This is a genomic window from Epilithonimonas sp. JDS, assembly GCF_021261315.1.
Classification (GTDB): domain Bacteria; phylum Bacteroidota; class Bacteroidia; order Flavobacteriales; family Weeksellaceae; genus Epilithonimonas.
On record NZ_JAJSAX010000001.1, the window covers coordinates 768448 to 788673 of the forward strand.

The window sequence follows — 20226 nt, forward strand, 5'->3', positions numbered from 1 at the left end:
TTGGTTGATAATTGCTGGTTGATTGATTTTTGAGTCTTTAAATTTTATCTTTCTTTAAATCAATTCCTTGAAAATATTCATCAGTTCGTCATTCGGTTCCTGATTTTGATTTTTGGATTTGAAGTAATCTTTGAACAAGTCCTGAATGTCCTGATTCAGATTGATGCTTTTATCCGTTTGAGTTAAATCTACAATATCATTTTTCAATTTCGGAATAATACGAAGAAATCCATTATTAGCCTGATACATTAATTGTCTATCTTCAGTTTTTAAAAATTTATCACTTTCAAAAGTCAGCTCTACTAAACTATCAGAATTTTCTTTCAGCCAATCAAGAGCTTTTTCAACTTCATCAAATGTCTTTCGGAAAAGCGGTTTTCCACTTTTGATTTCGACGGTTTTTGTTTGAGGATTTTCTGCGGGTTTCAAATCAATGATATTGACAAATTTTTTCTGTCCAGCTTCACTAAAACTATAACACAGAGACGATGATGAGTAAACCACTGGCTTCTCCAAAGTCCCGATATTCCGAAAGTTATGGAGATGTCCCAAAGCTGTGTACTGGATTTGAGATGGAATAATTTCCGTGTAAAGCAAGTCGGCGTTTCCAATCATAATTGGTTTTTCGCCTTCTGGTTCTTCAGGTTTTTCAGCACCTCTCTTCATCATATAAAGATGCGCCATCAGAACATTGATTCCGTTCTCATCGCAATAAGTATCGGCTAGATTCTGCCAAGTATTTTGCAAAGAATTGCTGAGTGCGACTTCTTTATTGTCTTCTCCAAGATATTCTTTCAGACGGATTTCGTTGGCATAAGCCGTGTGAATAATTCTTATCGGATAATCAAATTGATTTAATTTGAGTTCGATGAATCCTTTATCTGTATTGATAATTTTAAAATGTTCCAGTTCGAAAATCGGAATTTCTGCGTTGGGATGACCAATCAAAATGATTCCACACTCTTTTGCTAATGGAATTGGCGCGTCAATTCTATCTGGCGAATCGTGGTTTCCTGCAATAGCAACGACGGGACGTTTTCCATTTTTGGAAAGTTGTTTCAAAGTCCTATAAAATAATTCTACCGCTTCCGTTGAGGGATTGAAATTATCAAACAAATCGCCTGCAACAAAAACTAAATCCACATCCTCAGCATCAGCAATCTCTACCAACTCGTTCATTACAAGTTTTTGTTCTTCCAAACGGGAAAAATTTTCTAGACGTTTACCAAGATGCCAATCGGCAGTGTGAAGGATTTTCATTTTATAAAGATAGTTTTTTGATGAAAGAGGACAAAACGGAAAACCGTAAAGATTTATATTTCGTAAAACCTTCCCGCAACAACTTTATTAAGATTGAAAATTAAATTCGTATTTTTAAACCTTACGCCACATCTAATGCAGGAACCAAATACAGGAAGTAAAGAGAATCACCGCGAGGGAACAGAATCAATTCCAGCAATAAGATTATTCACTACAGAAAATGGCCTTTGCCGTTTTGAAAGAGGAATTATCCCGACACTAAAACCAATGAACACGACCACTTTCTGGATCAGTAACAAGACTGAAGAATGGGAGAAAAGCAAACATCCAGCACCAAGAAAACAGTACGTGATTACAATCAAAGGGAAAATTAAATTTAAAGTAAGTGACGGTTCTACTTTTATGATTGAACCTGGAATTATACTGCTTGCAGAAGACACAACTGGCGAAGGACACAGCTGGGAAATGCTGGATTCCAGTGGGTGGGAAAGACTTTATCTCCCAATTTCGGAAGGAGCAGAAGATTATTTCACCAAAGAAATATAGTTTTAACAATTCTCAAGAATCAATATCATTCCGTAAATTTGCTCTGTGAATCCCAACTTAGAACTTCAGCTCAAAACACTTCCATCGGAACCCGGCGTCTATCGTTATTACGATAAGAACGACCAACTTTTGTATGTAGGAAAGGCAAAACATCTTAACAAAAGAGTCCTCTCCTACTTCAACAAAAACCAAAATGGCTACCGAACCAGAATTATGGTTTCGAAGATTCATAGATTGGAAACAACCGTTGTAAATAGCGAATACGACGCACTTTTATTAGAAAACAATCTGATAAAAGCGCATCAGCCATTCTACAACGTGATGCTGAAGGATGACAAAACCTATCCTTGGATTTGCATCAAGAATGAAGATTTTCCCCGAATATTTCTGACCCGAACCAAAATAAAAGACGGTTCGGAATATTTTGGACCTTACGCCAAAGTGAAACCGGCAAGAGTTCTGCTTGATACGATTAAAAATCTTTATAAAATTCGGACTTGCAATCTGAATTTAGCGCCATCAAAAATCGCAGAAGGAAAATACAGAGTTTGTCTCGAATATCACATCAAAAACTGTAATGGACCTTGTGAAGATTTGGAATCCAAGGAAGATTATGATGAAAAAGTAGAAGCGATAAGAGGAATTATCAAAGGTGATTTCCGATTTGCAAAGAAATATCTGGAAGAAAGAATGTTCCGTTTCGCTTCGAATCTTGAGTTTGAAAAAGCTCAGATGATTAAGAATAATATCGAGTCTCTGGAAAATTATCAGGAAAAACATACCGTCGTGAATCCAAGCATAGATGACGTGGATGTTTTTGGAATGACGAGCGATGAAACGGCGGCTTACGTTAATTATTTTAAAATTAGAAATGGCTCAATCGTTCAAAGTTTTACGACCGAAATCAAGAAAGTTTTGGAGGAAAGCGATGAAGATATGTTGGAGGAAGCTCTGGTAGAGATTCGTCAGAAATTTGATTCCACATCCAAAGAGATTTTGATTCCTTTCCATCTCGGTTTGGAAATCCCGAATGTGAAATTGATTGTCCCAAAAGTCGGCGACAAAAAAAGAATCGTAGAACTTTCTGAGAAAAATGCGAAGGAATACAGACTTGAAAAACTAAAGCAAGTTCAAATCATCGACCCGGAAAGACACACCAACCGGATAATGGCAGAGATGCAAAAACTCCTAAGAATGCCCGTTGAGCCAAGACACATCGAAGGTTTTGACAACTCGAACATTCAGGGAACAAATCCTGTTTCGGCGTGTGTGGTTTTCAAAGACGGGAAACCGAGCAAAGCAGATTACAGAATCTTTCATCCGAAAACCGTTGTTGGTCCGGATGATTTCAAGACGATGGAAGAAGTCATCTATCGCCGTTACCGAAGATTGCTGGAAGAAGGTGAACCTTTGCCACAACTCATTCTAATTGATGGTGGAAAAGGACAATTGTCTTCGGCAGTCAAAAGTTTGAAACTGCTAGGACTTTATGGAAAAATCACAATCGTCGGGATTGCAAAACGTCTGGAAGAAATCTATTTTCCGGAAGATTCGATTCCTTTGTATATCGATAAAAAAGCGGAAACGCTGAAAATCCTTCAACGCGTGCGAGATGAAGCGCACCGTTTTGGAGTGAAACATCACAGAACAAGACGAACAAATTCGACCATCAAATCTGAACTGGAACAAATCCCGGGCGTTGGTCCAAAATCCATAGAAATGCTCTTGACAAAATTGAAATCTGTCAAAAGAATTAAAGAAGCAGATATTGTAACGCTAGAAGAAATTCTAGGCAAGGTTAAAGCGCGGGTGGTTTGGGAGTTTTTTAACAGTTAATAAAGAATGCGCTAGTAAATATTTATTTAATTATGAAAGATATCGACACCTTATTACAAGAGCATAATCTTGACAGATTTGAAATTGAAGAGTTACTCCGAAGAAATGAAAAGATAGCTGCCATAAAATTGGTCCGTGATAAAACCAATTGGGATTTGAGAAATTCTAAAGATTTCGTAGAAGCCTTTGAAGCCAATGACACGCATTTTACCCAAGATGATTCTTTCTCAGGCAACAGCAATGTTTCTGTAAAAACATTCAACAAAAATGGACAACTCACAGTCAAATTGAAGTTGAACAATCAACCGGAAAAAGTCGTTTTTCCTTCCGATCCAGATTGGGCAGAAGTCAAAAAAGTAATGGGAAACAAACCCGAACTTCTGGCTTACGAAAAAGAATATCTGGAAAACCCGACCAAATTTCAAAATCAAAAAAATACACTTTTCATAGAAGAGAATGGTTCAGGAAAATGGAAAGTTGTACTTTTGGCAGCTGTTTGCACAATCGTAATTATTTATCTCATTTATTCTAATTCATAAGCAATGAAAATCATTTCCTACAACGTCAACGGAATCCGTGCAGCCTTTACAAAAGACTTCCTCGGCTGGCTCAATGTTGCAAGTCCGGATGTCATCTGCATTCAGGAAAGCAAGGCAGGAAATGACCAGATTGATATTGAAAGTCTGGAAAAAGCAGGCTATCACAGTTACTGGCATTCTGCGGTGAAAAAAGGTTACAGCGGCGTAGGCATTGCTTCTAAAGTGAAACCAAACCACGTAGAATCCGGTTGCGGCATCGAAAGCTATGACAACGAGGGCAGAATCATTCGCGCAGATTTTGACGGTTTCTCTGTGATTTCAGTTTATGTCCCGTCCGCATCAAACATTGAAAGATTGGAATTCAAGATGCAATTCTGCTTTGACTTTTTAGAATACATCAAAGAACTCAGAAAAACGATTCCAAATCTCATCATCAGTGGCGATTTCAACATTTGTCATCAGGCGATTGACATTCACAATCCGATTGGTTTGACAAACACTTCAGGATTTCTTCCGATGGAACGCGAATGGATGACGAAGTTTATGAACGAAAATAGTTTGACAGACAGTTTCCGATATTTTAATGATCAGCCGGATCAATATTCCTGGTGGAGCTACAGAGCTGGATCCAGAGCAAGGAACAAAGGTTGGCGTTTGGATTACAACTTCGTCTCAGAACCTTTGAAGGACAAAATGACAAGAGCCGTAATCCTACCTGAAGTCAAACATTCCGACCATTGTCCGGTAATGGTAGAGCTATCACTATAAATGATAAGCGATGAATGATAATTGATTTCATTCAGCCGCAATTTATCATTCATCATTTAAAATCATCAATTATAAAAATCCGTGCACGAGCAATTCAATCTTATCATAGAAATCTTGGGAACCATTTCCTTCTCGATGTCGGGCAGTTTTGCGGCGATGCAGAAACGGCTGGATCCTTTTGGTGTTTTCATCATTGCTTTCGTGACGTCTGTTGGTGGAGGAACTGTACGTGATCTTTTGCTGGATGTTCCGGTTTTTTGGATGACGGATCTTCTGACATTTGTATTGATCTTGACGACTTGCGTGTTCACAATGATTTTCAAATCAATTGAGAAAAACTTTAAGGTAACGCTTTTTATCTTTGATAGTTTTGGATTGGGATTATTTACGATTATTGGGATTCAGAAAGGACTTACTTTGGGCTTTCATCCTTTGATCTGTCTCACTTTAGGAACAATTACTGGCTGCTTCGGAGGAATTATCAGGGATATTTTACTAAACCGAATTCCCTTGATTTTTAGAAAAGAAATTTATGCGACAGCTTGTATCGTTGGCGGCGGCATATTTTTGCTGTTGACAAGATTTTCTGCGCTTTCCTACACATTCGTACAGATTTTCACGATTTTATTAATTGTTACAATAAGAACATTAGCAGTAAAATACCATTGGAGAATCCCGAAATTCTATGGTTATGAAAGCAATCAGGAAATGTAATTTATAATTTTGTAAATGAAATTTAATGAGATATTTTGATAGCACAATACGTTTATTAAATAAGTTTTTAAAGTACTTCTGCTTTTTATTCACTCTTTACATCATAGCTGATTTCTTTCAAAACAATCTTAAAATAAATATTGACGAATTTTATTTTAAGAGAATAATTTTAGGAGCAGTAATTGTCTCAATAATTTTTATGTATTTGGATATGATTAGAAAGGAAAAATAAAAAAAGGAGCGAAATAATTCACTCCTTTTATATTTACACATACTGATATTATTTCTTAGAATTTTCCCCGTATTCTCATATTCGGGTTGTGCATATGTTTTTGCATTGTCGGCATTTTCATTTGATCTTTAATCATCTTGATTTGATCTGTCATCATCCCCGCAGAATCCAGCTGTTTTGCTTCTTCCAAAAGCTTCTGAGCTTCTGATTTTCTTCCTTTTGCCAATGCAGAGGCTGCAAGATTCAGTTTTGCCATTGCCCGGTCATGTTTCATATTCAAACCATAATCCAACGCTTTTTTCATCAAACCTTCTGTTTTTTGAGGATTGTCCTGAGCTGTTGTCAAGGCCTGCAGGTAATGGAAGTATCCGTATTGGCTTTTGTGCAATTGTGATTTATAATCTGTAATATTAGAAAGGAACTTAGACGCTTTTTCCAAATTTTGCTTTCTCAGCTGCCAGAATGCCAGAAGAATATTTTCATTTTTGAAGAAAAGAGCAATTGGAATCGCTGAAAGAATGACCAAAACTACGCCCCAGCCAATGTTTCTGTTGAACATCAAATAAACGCCCAACGCGATAATGATTGCTGCAATTACAAATTTTATGTATTTGTTCATGTTTAAAATTTAGGTTGCAAAGATAATAATTAACAGGTGAAAATTGACAATGATTGTTTTATGAATTAATCGAATAATTTTAAAGATCACCATTTGTTAAAAATTCTTAAAACTTAATTTATAAATAAAAACTAAAATGCTATTTTTGTGAAAATTATAACCAATAACCAGTAATGAAAAAAATCTACCATTTACCGATTCTTTTATTGTCTATTTTATTTTCGGTTTTTCACAATGCTCAGAATACCATCAATGCTAAATTAAATGAATTGAATCGTTTTCCAGGCTCAGATCCAAGAGGAATTAAACTATTTGATAACAATCTCATTTTTACAACTATTGGAACTGCTTTTGGGAGAGAGATCTACAAATATAATTTCGCCACCAAAAAATCAGAAATCATAAAGGACTACACTGTACCAGGCCGAATCCTTAAAAGTTCTTTTTATCAGTTGAATGGTAAAGTTTACTTTTTTGCAGAAGGTTTATATAGCAAGCTCGAACTGTGGTATACCGATCTAAATACAGGTAGTACAGCTAAAGTCAAAGACTTAAATGAGGATTCTTACTCTTCATATGTTGATACTCTAACTGCAAAAACTATTGGGGACAAACTTGTTTTTTCATACAGAAATAATCTTTATGTGAGCGACGGGACAGCTGAGGGGACAATTAAAATTCCAAATGTAACTTTAGTGAATAATCAATTCACTACGTTGAATAATAAAGTTTATTTTTTTGGTAATTCCACCTTGTATGGTCAGGAACTCTGGAGTTCGGATGGGACTCAGAATGGAACAAAAATAGTAAAAGACTTAAACCCCGGAAGTGGTTCTTCTGTTGGTACTTATTATGATAAATTATATACTTTAAATGGTAAGATTGTTTTTTCTGCCGGAGTACATCAAACACCAGGACTGTATACTTCAGACGGAACTCCGGATGGAACTGTTTTTTTCCAAAACATTTCATATAACTATCAATTGCTTGAATATGAAAATACTGTTACAAATAGACTAGTATATCTTGCCAATAATAATCTTTGGATAACAGATGGAACTACAAATGGCACAAAATCGCTGAATACCCAGATCAACAATATTAAAACAATTGTTTCTTTTAAGAATAAATTATATATCAATACAACTAATGAGACTTATGTGATTGACGAGAATGACCAAGTTATGGTTTTCAATAATAATTTTGGAGTAAAACTGGAAACTGTTTCTACATCATCTAACCAAAACTTTCTTGTTTTGAAAGAACTGAACAGCAATAGTAATATAGAATCTTTCATTTATATTTATGATGGTAACGAAATTACTAAAACAAATATTAAATATAACAACGAGAAAAGTTTTATAGAGAAAGATAACAAAGTTTATTTTTCTGGATATATAGAATCGTATGTGGATTTTTATTCCGTTTATAAAAATACTGAACTGTGTTATTATGATAGTTTTGATAAAACATCTGGAATAGAAAACGAAATTTTTCTCAATGCCAACAGTGTTCCCAACAGCTTTGTGAAGCTGAATGATGATGTTGTTTTTATAGCCTCAGAAGGCTATTATGCTCAATTGTTCAAAAGAGGTTCTGATAATAAAATTGTTCAGTTAAGCCAATTTTCAGATATTAATATCACAAATTACTCTTACAGCACATTCGACTCAGAAAAATCAGGAAATTATCTCTATTATTTATTAGACGGAAACTACTTCTACAGAACTGCTGGCAGCAAAGAAAGTACTAAAAAAATATCTTTACCGACAAATGAAAGGCTATTAGAAATTATTTCTCTTAATGATAATAAAGTTCTAATAAAAACTTTTAATTCTCTGCATGGTTTTATGCGACTTTGGACACTTGAAAATTCTTCTGAAAATCTATCCTTGATTATGGAAAGTCCTTCCAATTATTATTCTGGTGCAAAAAAAGATTATGTTAAGACTACATCCGGAATCTATCTAAAAATGATGGACAACAGTGCGACCTCAATTTGGAAGACTGATGGTACCAGTGCTAATACTAAAAAAATAATTGATGTAGAGTCACCATATTTTTATAAGACTTTTCTTGATAAGATTAATGACAAAGTTCTTTTTGTAGAAAATATGAATAACCCAACTGTTCCAAATCGAATTTATGCTATTAATGATTTAAGCAATAATGCAGAAATCATTGCGAATAGTGATCGATATGATGGCGCAAGCACCTTCATTGCTAATAATAAAATAAACTTATTTTCTAATGGAGTAAACAGAAAAATGTATTCTACAGATGGAACAGCAGCTGGAACGAGTGCTGTTATGACAGTCCCATTTGGCAATGTAAGTTCTATAAAACAATGTGGAGCTTTGTTTTATATTTATGATGGAAGTTCTATGTTGTACAGAACAGATGGAACTTTGTCCGGAACATTTAAATTAAACAAATACAACGATCCAGTTTTTACACCTTCTGTGTGTATCAATAATGAGTTATATTATCAAACTACTTTGGGAGTATTCGGTAAGACAAAAGGCGCCAATGCGGATGACTTCACCCCAGTTCAGCTAAAAGTTGAAGATGAAACTATAGCAACAACTGTTTATAGTGGTATAAGACAAATGTTCGCGGATCAAGGAAAGATTTATTTTTCTGCAACCTATAAAAATTCCGGACAGGAATTATTCACAACAGATGTCATTGAGGAACTCAGCACAACCGATTCTCAATTTTCAAAATCCGAAAGGAAAATCATAATCTATCCAAACCCTACAAATGACGAAGTCAATATAAAACTTGATAATAATGAAGCAGTAAAGTTGGTTGAAATTCTGGATATTACCGGTAAGAAAGTTTTAGAATCTACGGACGCCAAAATTTTGGTAGGACGATTTCCTGCAGGCGTTTACTTCATTAAAGTTAAAACAAATTCAAAAGTTTATTCTTCGAAAATTATCAAGAAATAATTATGAAAAAAATATATTTATTATTAATCGCTATTCTAACCATTTCAATTAATGCTCAAAATGTTTTGAATACAAAGCTCAGAGTTCACAATTATACAGGAAATGGTGTTGCAGGATACTTAACCGAATATAATGACAATATTATATTTTCCGGAAATCGCCCACAAGAATTTGGAGGCAATCAATTGTGGTCTTACAACGAGGCTTCCGGCAAGGCAAAAGTGATCAAAAATTTTAATCAAGGTTATCAAAATTATTACAGCAGGATAAAAAGTCCAATCGTAAAGTTCCAGGGCAAACTTTATTTTATTGGGACAAACCTTAATGATAATAATAATCAACTCTGGGTTTCGGATGGAACTGAGCAAGGAACCAAAGTTGTTAAACAGTTATATAATTCTTCAGCTGCATATGCCTACATCGATATTTTTACTAACGGAGACAAACTGTTTATTGTAACAGACTACGAATTCTGGTCATCAGACGGAACTTTTGCCGGAACAATAGCATTAGGATCAAAGAATTATAAATCACAATATTATTTCCTAAATAACAAACTCTACTATTGGGAGAATAATTATGACAAAGATGTCATAATGGAATCCGATGGGACAATTGCCGGTACCAAAATTTTCAAATCTTTTGCCCCGATACAGTCGTCATTTAGCAGTGTTAATTTTGGAATGATCAAATTTCAGAATCAATTATTTTTTATCGCCAAGGAAAATGGAATTACATCCCTTTGGAAAACAAACGGGACAGATAGTGGGACACAAAGTATTTTGCAGATAGGTGATATAATGACCCTGAACGGAGAAGCCTTGGCAGATAGAATAGTTTTTTATGACTCCAAAAATAATTTATGGACGAGTGATGGAAATTCTGCCAATACTAAAATCGTTAAATCCTTCACGGAAACAATATCAAAGATTTTCAAATTCAAAGAAAAAATTTATCTGGATACCAATCAAAAAATTTGGAAAACAGATGGAAGTCTGGAAAGTACGGTTCCTGCAAATTTGACATCAAACGATTCAGGGTTAGATTTCCTGGCACTTTCCAGCAAAGAAAATTTTTTGATATTCAAATCATCCGAGCAGTATAACAGTAGCGTTTGGATAGCTGATGAGAACGAAAACAGTGCTAAGAAAATCAAATATGGAAACGGATCCGGATCCAGCGGTTTCCTGGAAATGAATGGTCATATTTTTTTTCAAGGACTCGATGGCGTAGCGGGTACAGGGATCTCAATACACGGATCAGAACTTTACAAATACAACATCGCAACAAAAGACGACACACTTGCAGCAGACACTAATTTCAGCTATAATAATTATCTCTCATCATATCTAAAAATAGATGATTATTTATTTTACATTGCGAGCACAAATTCTATCAGCCAAAAGCAGGTTTTCAAGAAAAAAATCAATTCCGATGAGGTAACTCAAATCAGTAATTTCACAGCCAATATCGGGACAGTAGACAAAACAGTTAAGATTGGAAACTATTATTATGCTTACAGCAATTACAATAGCAACGGAATCATAAAATCGGGCGGAAATCTTGATAATACTAAATTTATTCCTTTCACGGAACAAATTATTAGTTTTAATAATTTTAGAGATCAGGCCGCTGTATATATTACTCAAAGTGATAAAATGAGAGTCTACTTTCTGGAAAATAGTGCCTCAGTTCCTGTACTTTTAAAAGAAATGTCATATTCAAGCAGTGATTATTACTCTACAGTGAGTAAAGGTTATATGCTTGATGGCCTGCTGTACTTTTCTTTTGTTGATGAAAATAATAAGTGGTCTATATGGAAAACAGACGGAACCTCTGCGAATACGAAAAAAGCAATAGAATTCCCAGGTGAAAACGTTCAGATGCTGAAGATAACAGGAACAATTAATTCCAAACTTATTTTCAGCAAATCTAATGATGTTTTACATACTTTTTTTGATCTTTACAGTTCTGATGGCTCTCAAGCAGGAACTTCTCTCTTAAATAATATCAATAGAAATGTTACCAATTTTTCTTTAGAAAATGATGGTGTACTTTATTTTATGGCATATAAAACAGGTGCTATGAGCTTGTACAAAACAGATGGAACCGCTAGCGGAACAGCTCTGGTGAAAAATATCGGCTCTACTTATTTATCTGAATCCTCTTCATATTCTTTTGGAAATATATTATTAAAATGTGGAAACAGCATGTACATACTTCACAACAATATCATGTGGAAAAGTAATGGTACTGCAGCCGGCACAACACAGCTCTCCGCAAACCTGATAGAAAACGAAATGGCATGTAACAAAAACTACCTGTACGCCTTGACTGTCACTAATCCAAGGATTGTAAGGTTTGGCGGCATATTAACTTTATACGAAGCCAATATCATTGACAGCAATACCAACATAGAAGAAAATTATTCTGTCGTTTCAGTTCCATTCAAAGAACTGGCAAGCGATGGGCAAACCTTATACTTCTCTGCATACACTAACAAAACAGAATATACTCAGCTGGAAGTTATAGATGAAATGCCGGATCTGGGAATCAGTGATGAAATGATCCAAAATTCAAAATCCAAAATCACTCTCTATCCAAATCCTGCAAAAGATTTCATTACGATCACTGCCAACAACAAAGAAAAAGTACAGCACGTAGAAATTATTGATGCAACAGGAAAGAGTGTAATCAAAACATCACAATCACAAAACTTGGATGTAAGAAAACTTCTGCCTGCAGTTTATTATGTAAAAACATTTACCTCTGAAGGAATTTACGCAACCAAATTTATTAAACTGTAGCAATTTATCAATCAATTATATTATAATTGATTGATAATCTTTAAATATTACTAAGTTTTAGATAAATACCCAACATTAAAAAATTATTCGCAATTCTTTAATGTTGGGTATTTTCTGTTTCTTTCAGCAGAACAGTAATTCTTTGACCAAAACAATCGGAAAGTGTTGTTAGTAATTCAAAGCCAGCTCAAACTATCGTTAGTTTCTAAACCGACAGTTTGGATTAATTTATCCGGAAATGTCATCAAAAAAAATGATACAGTCCTTTAAATATTAAGGCTGTTTGAAATTGGTAAAAACAGAAAGTAGTTCCCTTTTGGCCTCAATTCCCCAACTGATAATCCAAAGGCAGCATTTTCGAGATATTCTGTCGGGAGAAATCGCCTTCCAAAATCAATTGATCCGGCTCAGATGAAAGTCCTTCTTTGAAAATTTCAAATTCCATAGCTTCCGGATGGATGAACGATGACTGCGTCACCACGCCAGAAGATTTCACGAATTCGCCTTTCTTTATCTTGTAATAATATTTCTGATAATTGACCTGAAGCAAATCTTCAAAGTCTAAAAATAATCTACCATCTTTCCGTTTTGTAAAATCCGATTCTTTCATTTTGGTTTTAAGAATCGCCATCAGGAACTCAGAATTTTTACTTTTCTTTTGCGCAATCGCTTCCAACTCATCGGTCCAAGGCAAGGTCGAGTTTTGTGTTTTCTTAATGGCAAAATGGTCGTTCAGTTTTTGCAATTCGGCGTCAGAAGGATATTCTGGGTTTGGGATCCGCTTGGCGTGATTCACGATGAAACCTTCTTTTTCGAGCTCATTATTATAAAGACTTCTCAGAAAATGCATCATACTACCTTTGTAAGCGTTAATCCGATTGAGAGTAACTTCCTTTCTAAAACTGGTCTCTTTGAAGAATGATGTTCCCAGATAACTGGTACTTTTCGCTTTGAAGTCAGCCTGAAAATTGAGCAGATTATATTGGATCGTGTAACCCAATTTCTTATTTTCGATGACCAACGTTTGCGGTGCTTTCACTTTCAGAAACTGATTTTTCTTATCATAAGAAAACTTGAGCGTTCTTTGGTTTTTAATTCTAACATCATCCCGATCAAGTCCAATAAACTGGTCTAGAAAATAATTAATAAAATCTTTGTAAGCCTGCTCTGTATAAGGAATGATAACGACTTCTTCAATCTCACTGACTTTATTAATGATCACTTTAACAGATTTTCCGATTGCTTTGTCCACAGGAAAAATACTGGTCTCGTAATTGTCTTTTTGAAAAATTAAGTTTCCGCTCTTCTGTCCCTGAATATCCAATTGGAAACTTCCGTCATTGATGGAAACTGTCGAGATTTTAGTTCCATCAAGATAAACATTGACATTAGAAATTGCTGAACCACTTTCTGTCTGGATTTTCCCCGAAATGGTTTGGGAATAAAGAAATAAAGTTCCGAAGAAGAATATTAAGAATTGTAAAAACCTCACGTGATATATTTTGAACTCCGAATTTAATAAATAAAAAAAGGATTTCGTCGAAATATGTATTAAACCACAATAGACACAAAAGTTGTTGTGCGTTTTAATTTACTCAAAAGTTTAAAAAAGGAAAATTTATTTTTCAGCTATTTTGTAAAAACATCCATAAAGTATTGAAATGCAACAAATTGTACTTGATTGCCTCAACTAAGTGGTTGATTGCTTTAACTAAGTACTTGATCGCTTCAACTAAATGGTTGAACACCTCAACTAAGTACTTGACGGTTTCAACTAAACGGTTGATGGTCTTAACTGAATGCTTGATTGATTCAACTAAGTGGTTGGATGGCATAACGAAGTATTTGGTTATGTCAACTGAATGATTGAACACTATAAACAGATAGTTTTTTTCACCAGCAGACTGATTAAATCCCTAGACTAAATAATTAAATCTGAATTTTCAAATCCCAGAGGGATGATCTGTTAATGGAAAATAAAATCCATCATCGCATTAAAGCTCCGTAGGAGCGGCCTGATAATAATTGTGATTCACAGGTCGCTCCTACGGAGCTTTTTGTTTGTTTATCTGATGTTGCTATTAACAGATTGCTCCGCTGGAGCATTTAGAAAAAATTATTTATCTAATCCTTATCCAATTCATACTGAGAACAACCGTTGATTTCCAGACAAAATAACTTGATCTGAGTTTTAAAAATCCTAGAGGGATGACCTGTTAATAGAAAATAAAATTCATAATCACATTAAAGCTTCGTAGGAGCGGCCTGTACTGATTGTGATTCACAGGTCGCTCCTACGGAGCTTTGTATTTTTTTATCTGATGTTGCTATTAACAGATTGCTCCGCTGGAGCATTAAAAACTATTTATCCAATCCTTATAGACGTCATACTCAATGAACCGCCAATCAAAGAATCATTGAATAACGAAAGTTGTTCTGATTTATCTTTCAGTCCGAGATTATAGATCAATGGCAGATAATGGTCAGGCGTCGGGACAGCGTATTGCAAAAATGTGCCTTGTTTTTGATAATCGATGAGTTTTTGGAAATCGCCATCCAGAAGCCAATTGTTGGTTTTTTCTCTCGCTTCTATCGCCCAATCCCAACCAGCGCCAACAGTATCAATATTTTTCCAGTCGATCAATCTGAGGTTATGAACGATGTTTCCACTTCCGATGATCAAGATGCCTTTTTCTCGAAGTTTGGATAATTTCTTCGCTAAATCAAAATGATATTGTGGTGGTTTTGTATAATCAATACTCAACTGAATGACCGGAATATCTGCATCAGGATAAAGATGACGAAGAACCGACCACGCGCCGTGGTCCAATCCCCAGTTGTGGTCTTCTTCCACCAAAACAGGAGACAACAATTCTGCAGTTTCCTTTGCCAATTCTGGATTTCCTTTTGCGGGATACTGAACATCAAACAAGGCTTGCGGAAAACCGCCAAAATCGTGAATGGTCTTCGGAAGTTCCATTGCTGTCACAAATGTTCCGTTGGTAAACCAATGCGCCGAAATACAAATGATGGCATTTGGTTTCGGGATCTCTTTGCTGATGTTTCGGAAACCTTGTACAAAAATATTTTCTTCGATGGCGTTCATCGGAGAGCCGTGTCCCAGGAAAAGGACAGGCATTTTTTGTGTGGTTTTGAAGTTATCGGAGATGTTGGAAAGATCGTAGAGGTTCATTTTTGTTTTGTAAAAAGTAAAATGTATTGATGTAAAATGTATTTTCAAATCATTTTTTCACCCCAACCCTAAAGGGAGAAAATTATTTGAAAATTTGATTAAAATTACTCCCCTTAGGGTTGGGGAAATAATTTTGTTGCAATTTTTCTCACAGATTTGGCTGATTGAGCAGATTTTTATTGACACAATATTGTCATTCCGTAGGAATCTAAACTGCTGAGATTGACTTCGTAAACCATTTTGTAAGGTTTCCTACGGAATGGCAAACTTCGTGTTTTTGACAAAGCTTGTTTTTATGTAGAATCCGCAGCCCGACTTGAGTGGATCCCGATGCAAAATCGGGAGGGAACGGAAGGCGGAAAAGCTGCCCAAATCATTACAATTGAAATCAAAAAAGCGTGAACAAAGTTGCCTTTGCTCACACTTTAAAAAACTCAAACTATAAAAATACTATGATGTATTATTGCTTTACGAACTGCAGTTCTCCTGCAATTTTCACTTCTTCGCTTACCATCACACCGCCTGTTTCCAAAGCTGCGTTCCAAGTTAGGCCGAAGTCTGATCTTTTGATTTTCCCTTCGAATGAGAAACCTGCTTTGGTGTTGCCCCAAGGATCAGAATTGATTCCGCCGAAATCCACGTCCAAACTGATTTCTTTGGTAATGCCGTTCAATGTTAGGTTTCCAGTCACATCGCCGTTCAAAGTTGAAGCTTCGAAAGTGATTTTCGGGTTAGCTTCTGCGTTGAAGAAATCTGCTGATTTCAGGTGATTGTCTCTGTCTGTATTGTTGGTGAAGATAGAATCTGTGTCGATGAAAGCGGAAACTTTCGCGCTTGCGAACGTGTCATCTTCTGCGTCGATCTCTGCGTTGAAAGTTGTGAATTCTCCTTTCACGTTGGAGATCATCAAGTGTTTTACTTTGAAAGTAATTTCGCTATGCGTTGGGTCTAATAACCATTTAGTTGCCATAATTTTTAATATTTTGTTGATTAATTATACTGCAAATTTATAGCGCTGAGCTCCGCCTCACATTGATGTAAGTTAAGAATTACTTTTTTGTGAATTTTTTAACGATTGCCTTGTTTCGGCACAAAGATTTCTGTGTTGAGAACAATGAAAAAACTTTCCTTTCTATTCCTATTTTCCAGCGTGTTTTATTTTTCTCAGAAGAGCGATTCTGTGGCTTTGATTTCGGAAGTCAAAATCGATGCTTATAAAAAACCGGTTTCATTTATTGCCTCTACCAAATCAGTTTCTGTGATTTCGGAAAATTTGCTTTCTCAGAATCCGCCTGACCGTTTGCTGGAATCTGTGAACCAAATCGCTGGTGCGAGGATGGAAGAACGTTCGCCGGGAAGTTATCGGATTGCGGTGCGAGGCAGTTCCTTGCGTTCGCCGTTTGGCGTTCGGAATGTGAAAGTTTATCTGGATGATTTTATTTTGTCCGACGCTTCGGGGAATACTTATTTCAATCAGATTTCACCGGATTTAATTCATAAAATCGAAATTTACAAAGGTCCGGAAAGTGGCGATTTTGGCGCGGTGACGGGCGGAACTTTGTTGCTTCAAACTCAGAATTCTGATGACTTGTCTTTGAATCTTTCATCTGGAAGTTATGGCACTTTTAATGAAAGTATCAACTTTTCAAAGCAATTTGGAAAGCACTTTTTTCAGGTTTATCAAAACTATTACAGAACAGATTCTTACCGAGAACAATCTGCGGTGGAGCGAAAACAGATTTTCACTAAGGACAATTTCAAATATTCTGACAAAGGCGAATTGAAGGCGATGCTCCTCTTTTCCGATTTGTATTATGAAACGCCTGGCGGACTGACTTTGGCGCAGATGGAAGCTAACCGAAAACAAGCCCGACCAGCGACTGCAACACTTCCCGGAGCGAAAGAACAAAATGCAGGAATCCGAAATAAAATGGTTTTAGCTGGACTTTCCAATCAATATCAATTGACGAATGGACTTTCGCATTTTGTCTTAATTCAGGGTTCATATGTTGATTTTGAGAATCCTTTCATTACCAATTTTGAAAACAGATTTGAAAGTAATTATGCCTTGAGAACGCATTTGAATTATGAAAAAAATTGGGACAAGGTTTCAGCGGAATGGCGATTGGGTTACGAAGGTGCGACCAATCCAATTTTCATTAAAAACTTTGATAACAATCGTGGGACAGAAGGAAATCCTCAGAATTTTGATAAGCTGAGAAACAATTCCGGATTCTATTTTCTGTCGCAGAAATTGAATTTTAATGGGCGGTTATTTACTGATATTTCCATTAGTTTAAATTCAAATGCTTACAAATGGGAAAAGATTTTCCCGACTTCTGAAACGGGAAATGTGAAATTTAAAAACCAATGGTTGCCCAATTTTGGGATGACGTATGTTTTGTATAAAGGATTTTCTGTGAGAGGGAAAATTGGAAAGGGAAATTCGGCGCCGACGAATGAGGAAATTCGTTCTTCCAATCAGGAATTTAATTTCAATCTCGCTCCGGAATATGGCTGGAATAAGGAAATTGGCGTGCGAAAACAATTTGGAAATACTGTTTTTGTGGAAGTTAATTATTTTGATTTCCGAATGAAAGATGCGATTGTGAGAAGGCAGAATGAAGCTGGACAGGAATATTTTGTGAACCAAGGAAATACGATTCAGAAAGGTTGGGAATTTCTTTTGGAATCGAAAAGATTTGATTTGAAAAATTCTGTTTTGAGTCATTTCAAATTCAGATTTTCGGGAAGCATTTATGATTTTAAATTTAAAAATTATGTTCAAGGAAGTTCTGACTTTTCAGGAAATGCTTTGACCGGCGTTCCGAAAACCACCATCAACAGTTTACTGAATTTTACTTTCTTTAAAAAATTAGCTGTTAATTATTCTCAATTTCTGACTTCAAAAATTCCTTTGACAGACTCGAATTCTGTTTGGTCGGAACCAAGCCTGGTCTCAAATATTCAATTCCGTTATCCTATTAAATTCGAAAAATCAAGGCTGGATTTGTTTTTCCAAATTCAGAATTTGTACAATGAGGAATATGTTTTGGGATTTGACATCAATGCTTTTGGGAACCGATTTTATAATCCATCGGCAAAACGGAACTTTTTGGTGGGCGCGAATATTCAATTGTAATTTAAATTGAAAAAATGTCTCGCAGATTCTGCTGATTACGCAGATTTATTTTATCATCTTAATCTGTGCGATTTGCAAAATCTGCGAGCGCTTTAAAATTTCTCTGTCAAATATTTCCAATAACGTTTCGGAACGTGTTGGACGTGGAGCTTGATATTTTTTCGTTCCTTGATATTGGTCTTCGTGAAATAACTTTTCCAAAGTTCCTGATAATTGATTTCTTCCTCGTGGAATTTCTGCTGGTATCGATTCAGATTGAATGACGAATCTGGGTAGAAAAACTCGCAGTCCTGTAAATCATAAAACAATCCGTAATGACGTTTAAGGTCATAAATCATCCATTTTTGGTCGGCGTATCGGTCTTTGAAATGTTTTCGAATCAAAGGCAAAACATCAAAATCAGGATCGATTTTGGCGAAATAAATATCATCCTTCATTTTCTCAAACCTGACAAACGCAGTCATCCGATGTCGTTCTCGACTTACTGATTTACAGATTTTTGAGATTTGGAGAATATCATCATTAGCGAAATTCTGCAAAATATTATCATCTGGACTTTTAATCGATTGCTTGATGACGGAAAATATTAAATCTTCAGATTCCGCAAGTTCTGAGATGAAAACCATCAGCAATTGTTTGATTCCGGATTTTCCAATGTTTGTTTCTAATTTCTTTAAAACTCTGTCGGATTTTTCGTTTTGCGTCACAACCTCGTGGATTTCAGCGAACATATTTTCCTGTTGGAATCTTTCTCTGTTTCGGATTTCCACGTCTTTATATTTATATTCAAAAACTTCGAATATTGCGGTTAAAAGTCCGTCGAAACTGCCATCGTAGAGGAGGGTTGTCATTTTGGGTTGGAGTGTGGGAGGGTTTGAGAGTTGGAGAGTTGGAGCGTTTTAGTTTTGTCTGGCTGATGTTCTCGAAGCCTTTCGACCAAATAAAGTCAACTTCTGAGAAAATTGATTTGAAATTTTAAATTAAAAATATCTCGGAATATCTCGACTTCCGTGGAGCACTCTTACAATTCGGATATGATTGTCCAAAATCCTGTAGAAAATGAGATGATGGTCTTTTGGAAAGCTGTACAAACCTTTTTTTATTTCGTTTCGCGTTTTCCCTAATTCTGGATTTGTAAGCAAACTTTGAAAAACGTCTTCAATCTCAGTGAGATATTTTTCCGCTTGTTCAAATCCAAATTCATTCATCGTATAATCGAAAATATCTTCCAAATCTTCATCAGCAATTTCTGATAGAATGTAGAATTCTTTAGACATTGCTATTATCTTTCTTCTTGGATTTGATTATATCTTTTATCGACCTGGAACTTGAATTACCATTCCAACCTTCCTCAATTTCATTTCTCAAATCCTGAATAATGCGATGGCGATAAACTTCGTGAAGACGCAAAGCATCACGTACAACTTCGCTGGCATTCTGAAAATCTCCCGATTCTATTTGTTCAGAAATATAATTTTCCTGCTTTTTTGTGAAACTGACATTCATTGTAAATTCTTTCCTCGAAATTACAATTAATATCCAAATTTAGCAAATATGGATAAAGGATAATGATTTTTTTATAACGTCAAAAGCAATATTATTTCCTGTTTGTCAGG

At 35.5% G+C, this 20226-nt stretch carries 16 protein-coding genes; 8 read left to right on the top strand and 8 right to left on the bottom strand.

From position 1 onward, the window contains the following. Window positions 1-54: 54 nt before the first annotated feature. Window positions 55-1260: an exonuclease subunit SbcD gene (gene sbcD, locus LUD75_RS03585; protein WP_232704326.1), complete on the bottom strand. Its 1206-nt coding sequence runs from the start codon at window positions 1258-1260 to the stop codon at window positions 55-57. Between the two features lie 93 nt (window positions 1261-1353). On the opposite strand from sbcD, the gene LUD75_RS03590 reads away from it, so the two are divergent. The 5 genes from LUD75_RS03590 to LUD75_RS03610 all read left to right on the top strand — a co-directional run bounded on the left by LUD75_RS03590 (window position 1354) and on the right by LUD75_RS03610 (window position 5663). Continuing rightward, window positions 1354-1806 (top strand): hypothetical protein, encoded by a 453-nt coding sequence (locus tag LUD75_RS03590; protein WP_232704327.1) that lies wholly within the window; start codon window positions 1354-1356, stop codon window positions 1804-1806. A 45-nt stretch (window positions 1807-1851) separates the two neighbouring features. Beyond that, window positions 1852-3642 carry an excinuclease ABC subunit UvrC gene (gene uvrC / locus LUD75_RS03595; protein ID WP_232704328.1) on the top strand — a complete coding sequence of 597 codons (1791 nt, stop codon included), beginning with the start codon at window positions 1852-1854 and terminating at the stop codon, window positions 3640-3642. A gap of 32 nt (window positions 3643-3674) precedes the next feature. Beyond that, window positions 3675-4181, top strand: a complete 507-nt coding sequence (locus LUD75_RS03600; RefSeq protein ID WP_232704329.1) for a hypothetical protein — start codon at window positions 3675-3677, stop codon at window positions 4179-4181. A 3-nt stretch (window positions 4182-4184) separates the two neighbouring features. Beyond that, window positions 4185-4949: an exodeoxyribonuclease III gene (locus LUD75_RS03605; protein ID WP_232704330.1), complete on the top strand. Its 765-nt coding sequence runs from the start codon at window positions 4185-4187 to the stop codon at window positions 4947-4949. An 81-nt stretch (window positions 4950-5030) separates the two neighbouring features. Beyond that, complete coding sequence (locus tag LUD75_RS03610) at window positions 5031-5663, top strand: trimeric intracellular cation channel family protein (RefSeq protein ID WP_232704331.1); 633 nt, start codon at window positions 5031-5033, stop codon at window positions 5661-5663. 287 nt (window positions 5664-5950) lie between these two features. Here LUD75_RS03610 and LUD75_RS03615 read toward each other — a convergent pair whose 3' ends face one another. Beyond that, window positions 5951-6514 (bottom strand): DUF2892 domain-containing protein, encoded by a 564-nt coding sequence (locus LUD75_RS03615; protein WP_232704332.1) that lies wholly within the window; start codon window positions 6512-6514, stop codon window positions 5951-5953. Between the two features lie 173 nt (window positions 6515-6687). Here LUD75_RS03615 and LUD75_RS03620 point away from each other — a divergent pair, with 173 nt between their 5' ends. Both LUD75_RS03620 and LUD75_RS03625 read left to right on the top strand, forming a co-directional pair. Further along, complete coding sequence (locus tag LUD75_RS03620; protein ID WP_232704333.1) at window positions 6688-9468, top strand: T9SS type A sorting domain-containing protein; 2781 nt, start codon at window positions 6688-6690, stop codon at window positions 9466-9468. Between the two features lie 2 nt (window positions 9469-9470). Continuing rightward, on the top strand, window positions 9471-12275 hold the full coding sequence (locus LUD75_RS03625; RefSeq protein WP_232704334.1) for a T9SS type A sorting domain-containing protein: 2805 nt from the start codon (window positions 9471-9473) through the stop codon (window positions 12273-12275). Between the two features lie 322 nt (window positions 12276-12597). Here LUD75_RS03625 and LUD75_RS03630 read toward each other — a convergent pair whose 3' ends face one another. The 3 genes from LUD75_RS03630 to LUD75_RS03640 form a co-directional block, all read right to left on the bottom strand. Next, window positions 12598-13767, bottom strand: coding sequence for a carboxypeptidase-like regulatory domain-containing protein (locus tag LUD75_RS03630; protein ID WP_232704335.1), 1170 nt, complete (start codon window positions 13765-13767; stop codon window positions 12598-12600). A gap of 873 nt (window positions 13768-14640) precedes the next feature. Further along, window positions 14641-15468 (bottom strand): 4,5-DOPA dioxygenase extradiol, encoded by an 828-nt coding sequence (gene ygiD / locus LUD75_RS03635; protein ID WP_232704336.1) that lies wholly within the window; start codon window positions 15466-15468, stop codon window positions 14641-14643. A 460-nt stretch (window positions 15469-15928) separates the two neighbouring features. Next, complete coding sequence (locus tag LUD75_RS03640; RefSeq protein ID WP_232704337.1) at window positions 15929-16438, bottom strand: YceI family protein; 510 nt, start codon at window positions 16436-16438, stop codon at window positions 15929-15931. Window positions 16439-16582: 144 nt separating this feature from the next. Here LUD75_RS03640 and LUD75_RS03645 point away from each other — a divergent pair, with 144 nt between their 5' ends. After that, the gene (locus LUD75_RS03645; RefSeq protein ID WP_232704338.1) at window positions 16583-18610 is read left to right on the top strand and encodes a TonB-dependent receptor; all 2028 of its coding nucleotides are present in this window, start codon (window positions 16583-16585) and stop codon (window positions 18608-18610) included. Between the two features lie 92 nt (window positions 18611-18702). Here the strand turns inward: LUD75_RS03645 and LUD75_RS03650 are convergent, their stop codons facing one another. The 3 genes from LUD75_RS03650 to LUD75_RS03660 all read right to left on the bottom strand — a co-directional run bounded on the left by LUD75_RS03650 (window position 18703) and on the right by LUD75_RS03660 (window position 20116). Continuing rightward, complete coding sequence (locus LUD75_RS03650; protein ID WP_232704339.1) at window positions 18703-19461, bottom strand: TIGR03915 family putative DNA repair protein; 759 nt, start codon at window positions 19459-19461, stop codon at window positions 18703-18705. Between the two features lie 129 nt (window positions 19462-19590). Next, window positions 19591-19887, bottom strand: coding sequence for a type II toxin-antitoxin system RelE/ParE family toxin (locus LUD75_RS03655; protein ID WP_232704340.1), 297 nt, complete (start codon window positions 19885-19887; stop codon window positions 19591-19593). Next, window positions 19880-20116, bottom strand: a complete 237-nt coding sequence (locus tag LUD75_RS03660) for a type II toxin-antitoxin system ParD family antitoxin (RefSeq protein ID WP_232704341.1) — start codon at window positions 20114-20116, stop codon at window positions 19880-19882. The genes LUD75_RS03655 and LUD75_RS03660 overlap by 8 nt, the downstream gene beginning before the upstream one ends. Window positions 20117-20226: the final 110 nt, after the last annotated feature.

Coding starts and splice junctions, on each gene's coding strand:
- LUD75_RS03650 (WP_232704339.1), bottom strand. CDS start 19,461: ATGACAACCCTCCTCTACGATGGCAGTTTCGACGGACTTTTAACCGCA.
- LUD75_RS03600 (WP_232704329.1), top strand. CDS start 3,675: ATGAAAGATATCGACACCTTATTACAAGAGCATAATCTTGACAGATTT.
- LUD75_RS03615 (WP_232704332.1), bottom strand. CDS start 6,514: ATGAACAAATACATAAAATTTGTAATTGCAGCAATCATTATCGCGTTG.
- LUD75_RS03625 (WP_232704334.1), top strand. CDS start 9,471: ATGAAAAAAATATATTTATTATTAATCGCTATTCTAACCATTTCAATT.
- LUD75_RS03640 (WP_232704337.1), bottom strand. CDS start 16,438: ATGGCAACTAAATGGTTATTAGACCCAACGCATAGCGAAATTACTTTC.
- LUD75_RS03620 (WP_232704333.1), top strand. CDS start 6,688: ATGAAAAAAATCTACCATTTACCGATTCTTTTATTGTCTATTTTATTT.
- sbcD (WP_232704326.1), bottom strand. CDS start 1,260: ATGAAAATCCTTCACACTGCCGATTGGCATCTTGGTAAACGTCTAGAA.
- ygiD (WP_232704336.1), bottom strand. CDS start 15,468: ATGAACCTCTACGATCTTTCCAACATCTCCGATAACTTCAAAACCACA.
- LUD75_RS03660 (WP_232704341.1), bottom strand. CDS start 20,116: ATGAATGTCAGTTTCACAAAAAAGCAGGAAAATTATATTTCTGAACAA.
- LUD75_RS03645 (WP_232704338.1), top strand. CDS start 16,583: ATGAAAAAACTTTCCTTTCTATTCCTATTTTCCAGCGTGTTTTATTTT.
- LUD75_RS03605 (WP_232704330.1), top strand. CDS start 4,185: ATGAAAATCATTTCCTACAACGTCAACGGAATCCGTGCAGCCTTTACA.
- LUD75_RS03655 (WP_232704340.1), bottom strand. CDS start 19,887: ATGTCTAAAGAATTCTACATTCTATCAGAAATTGCTGATGAAGATTTG.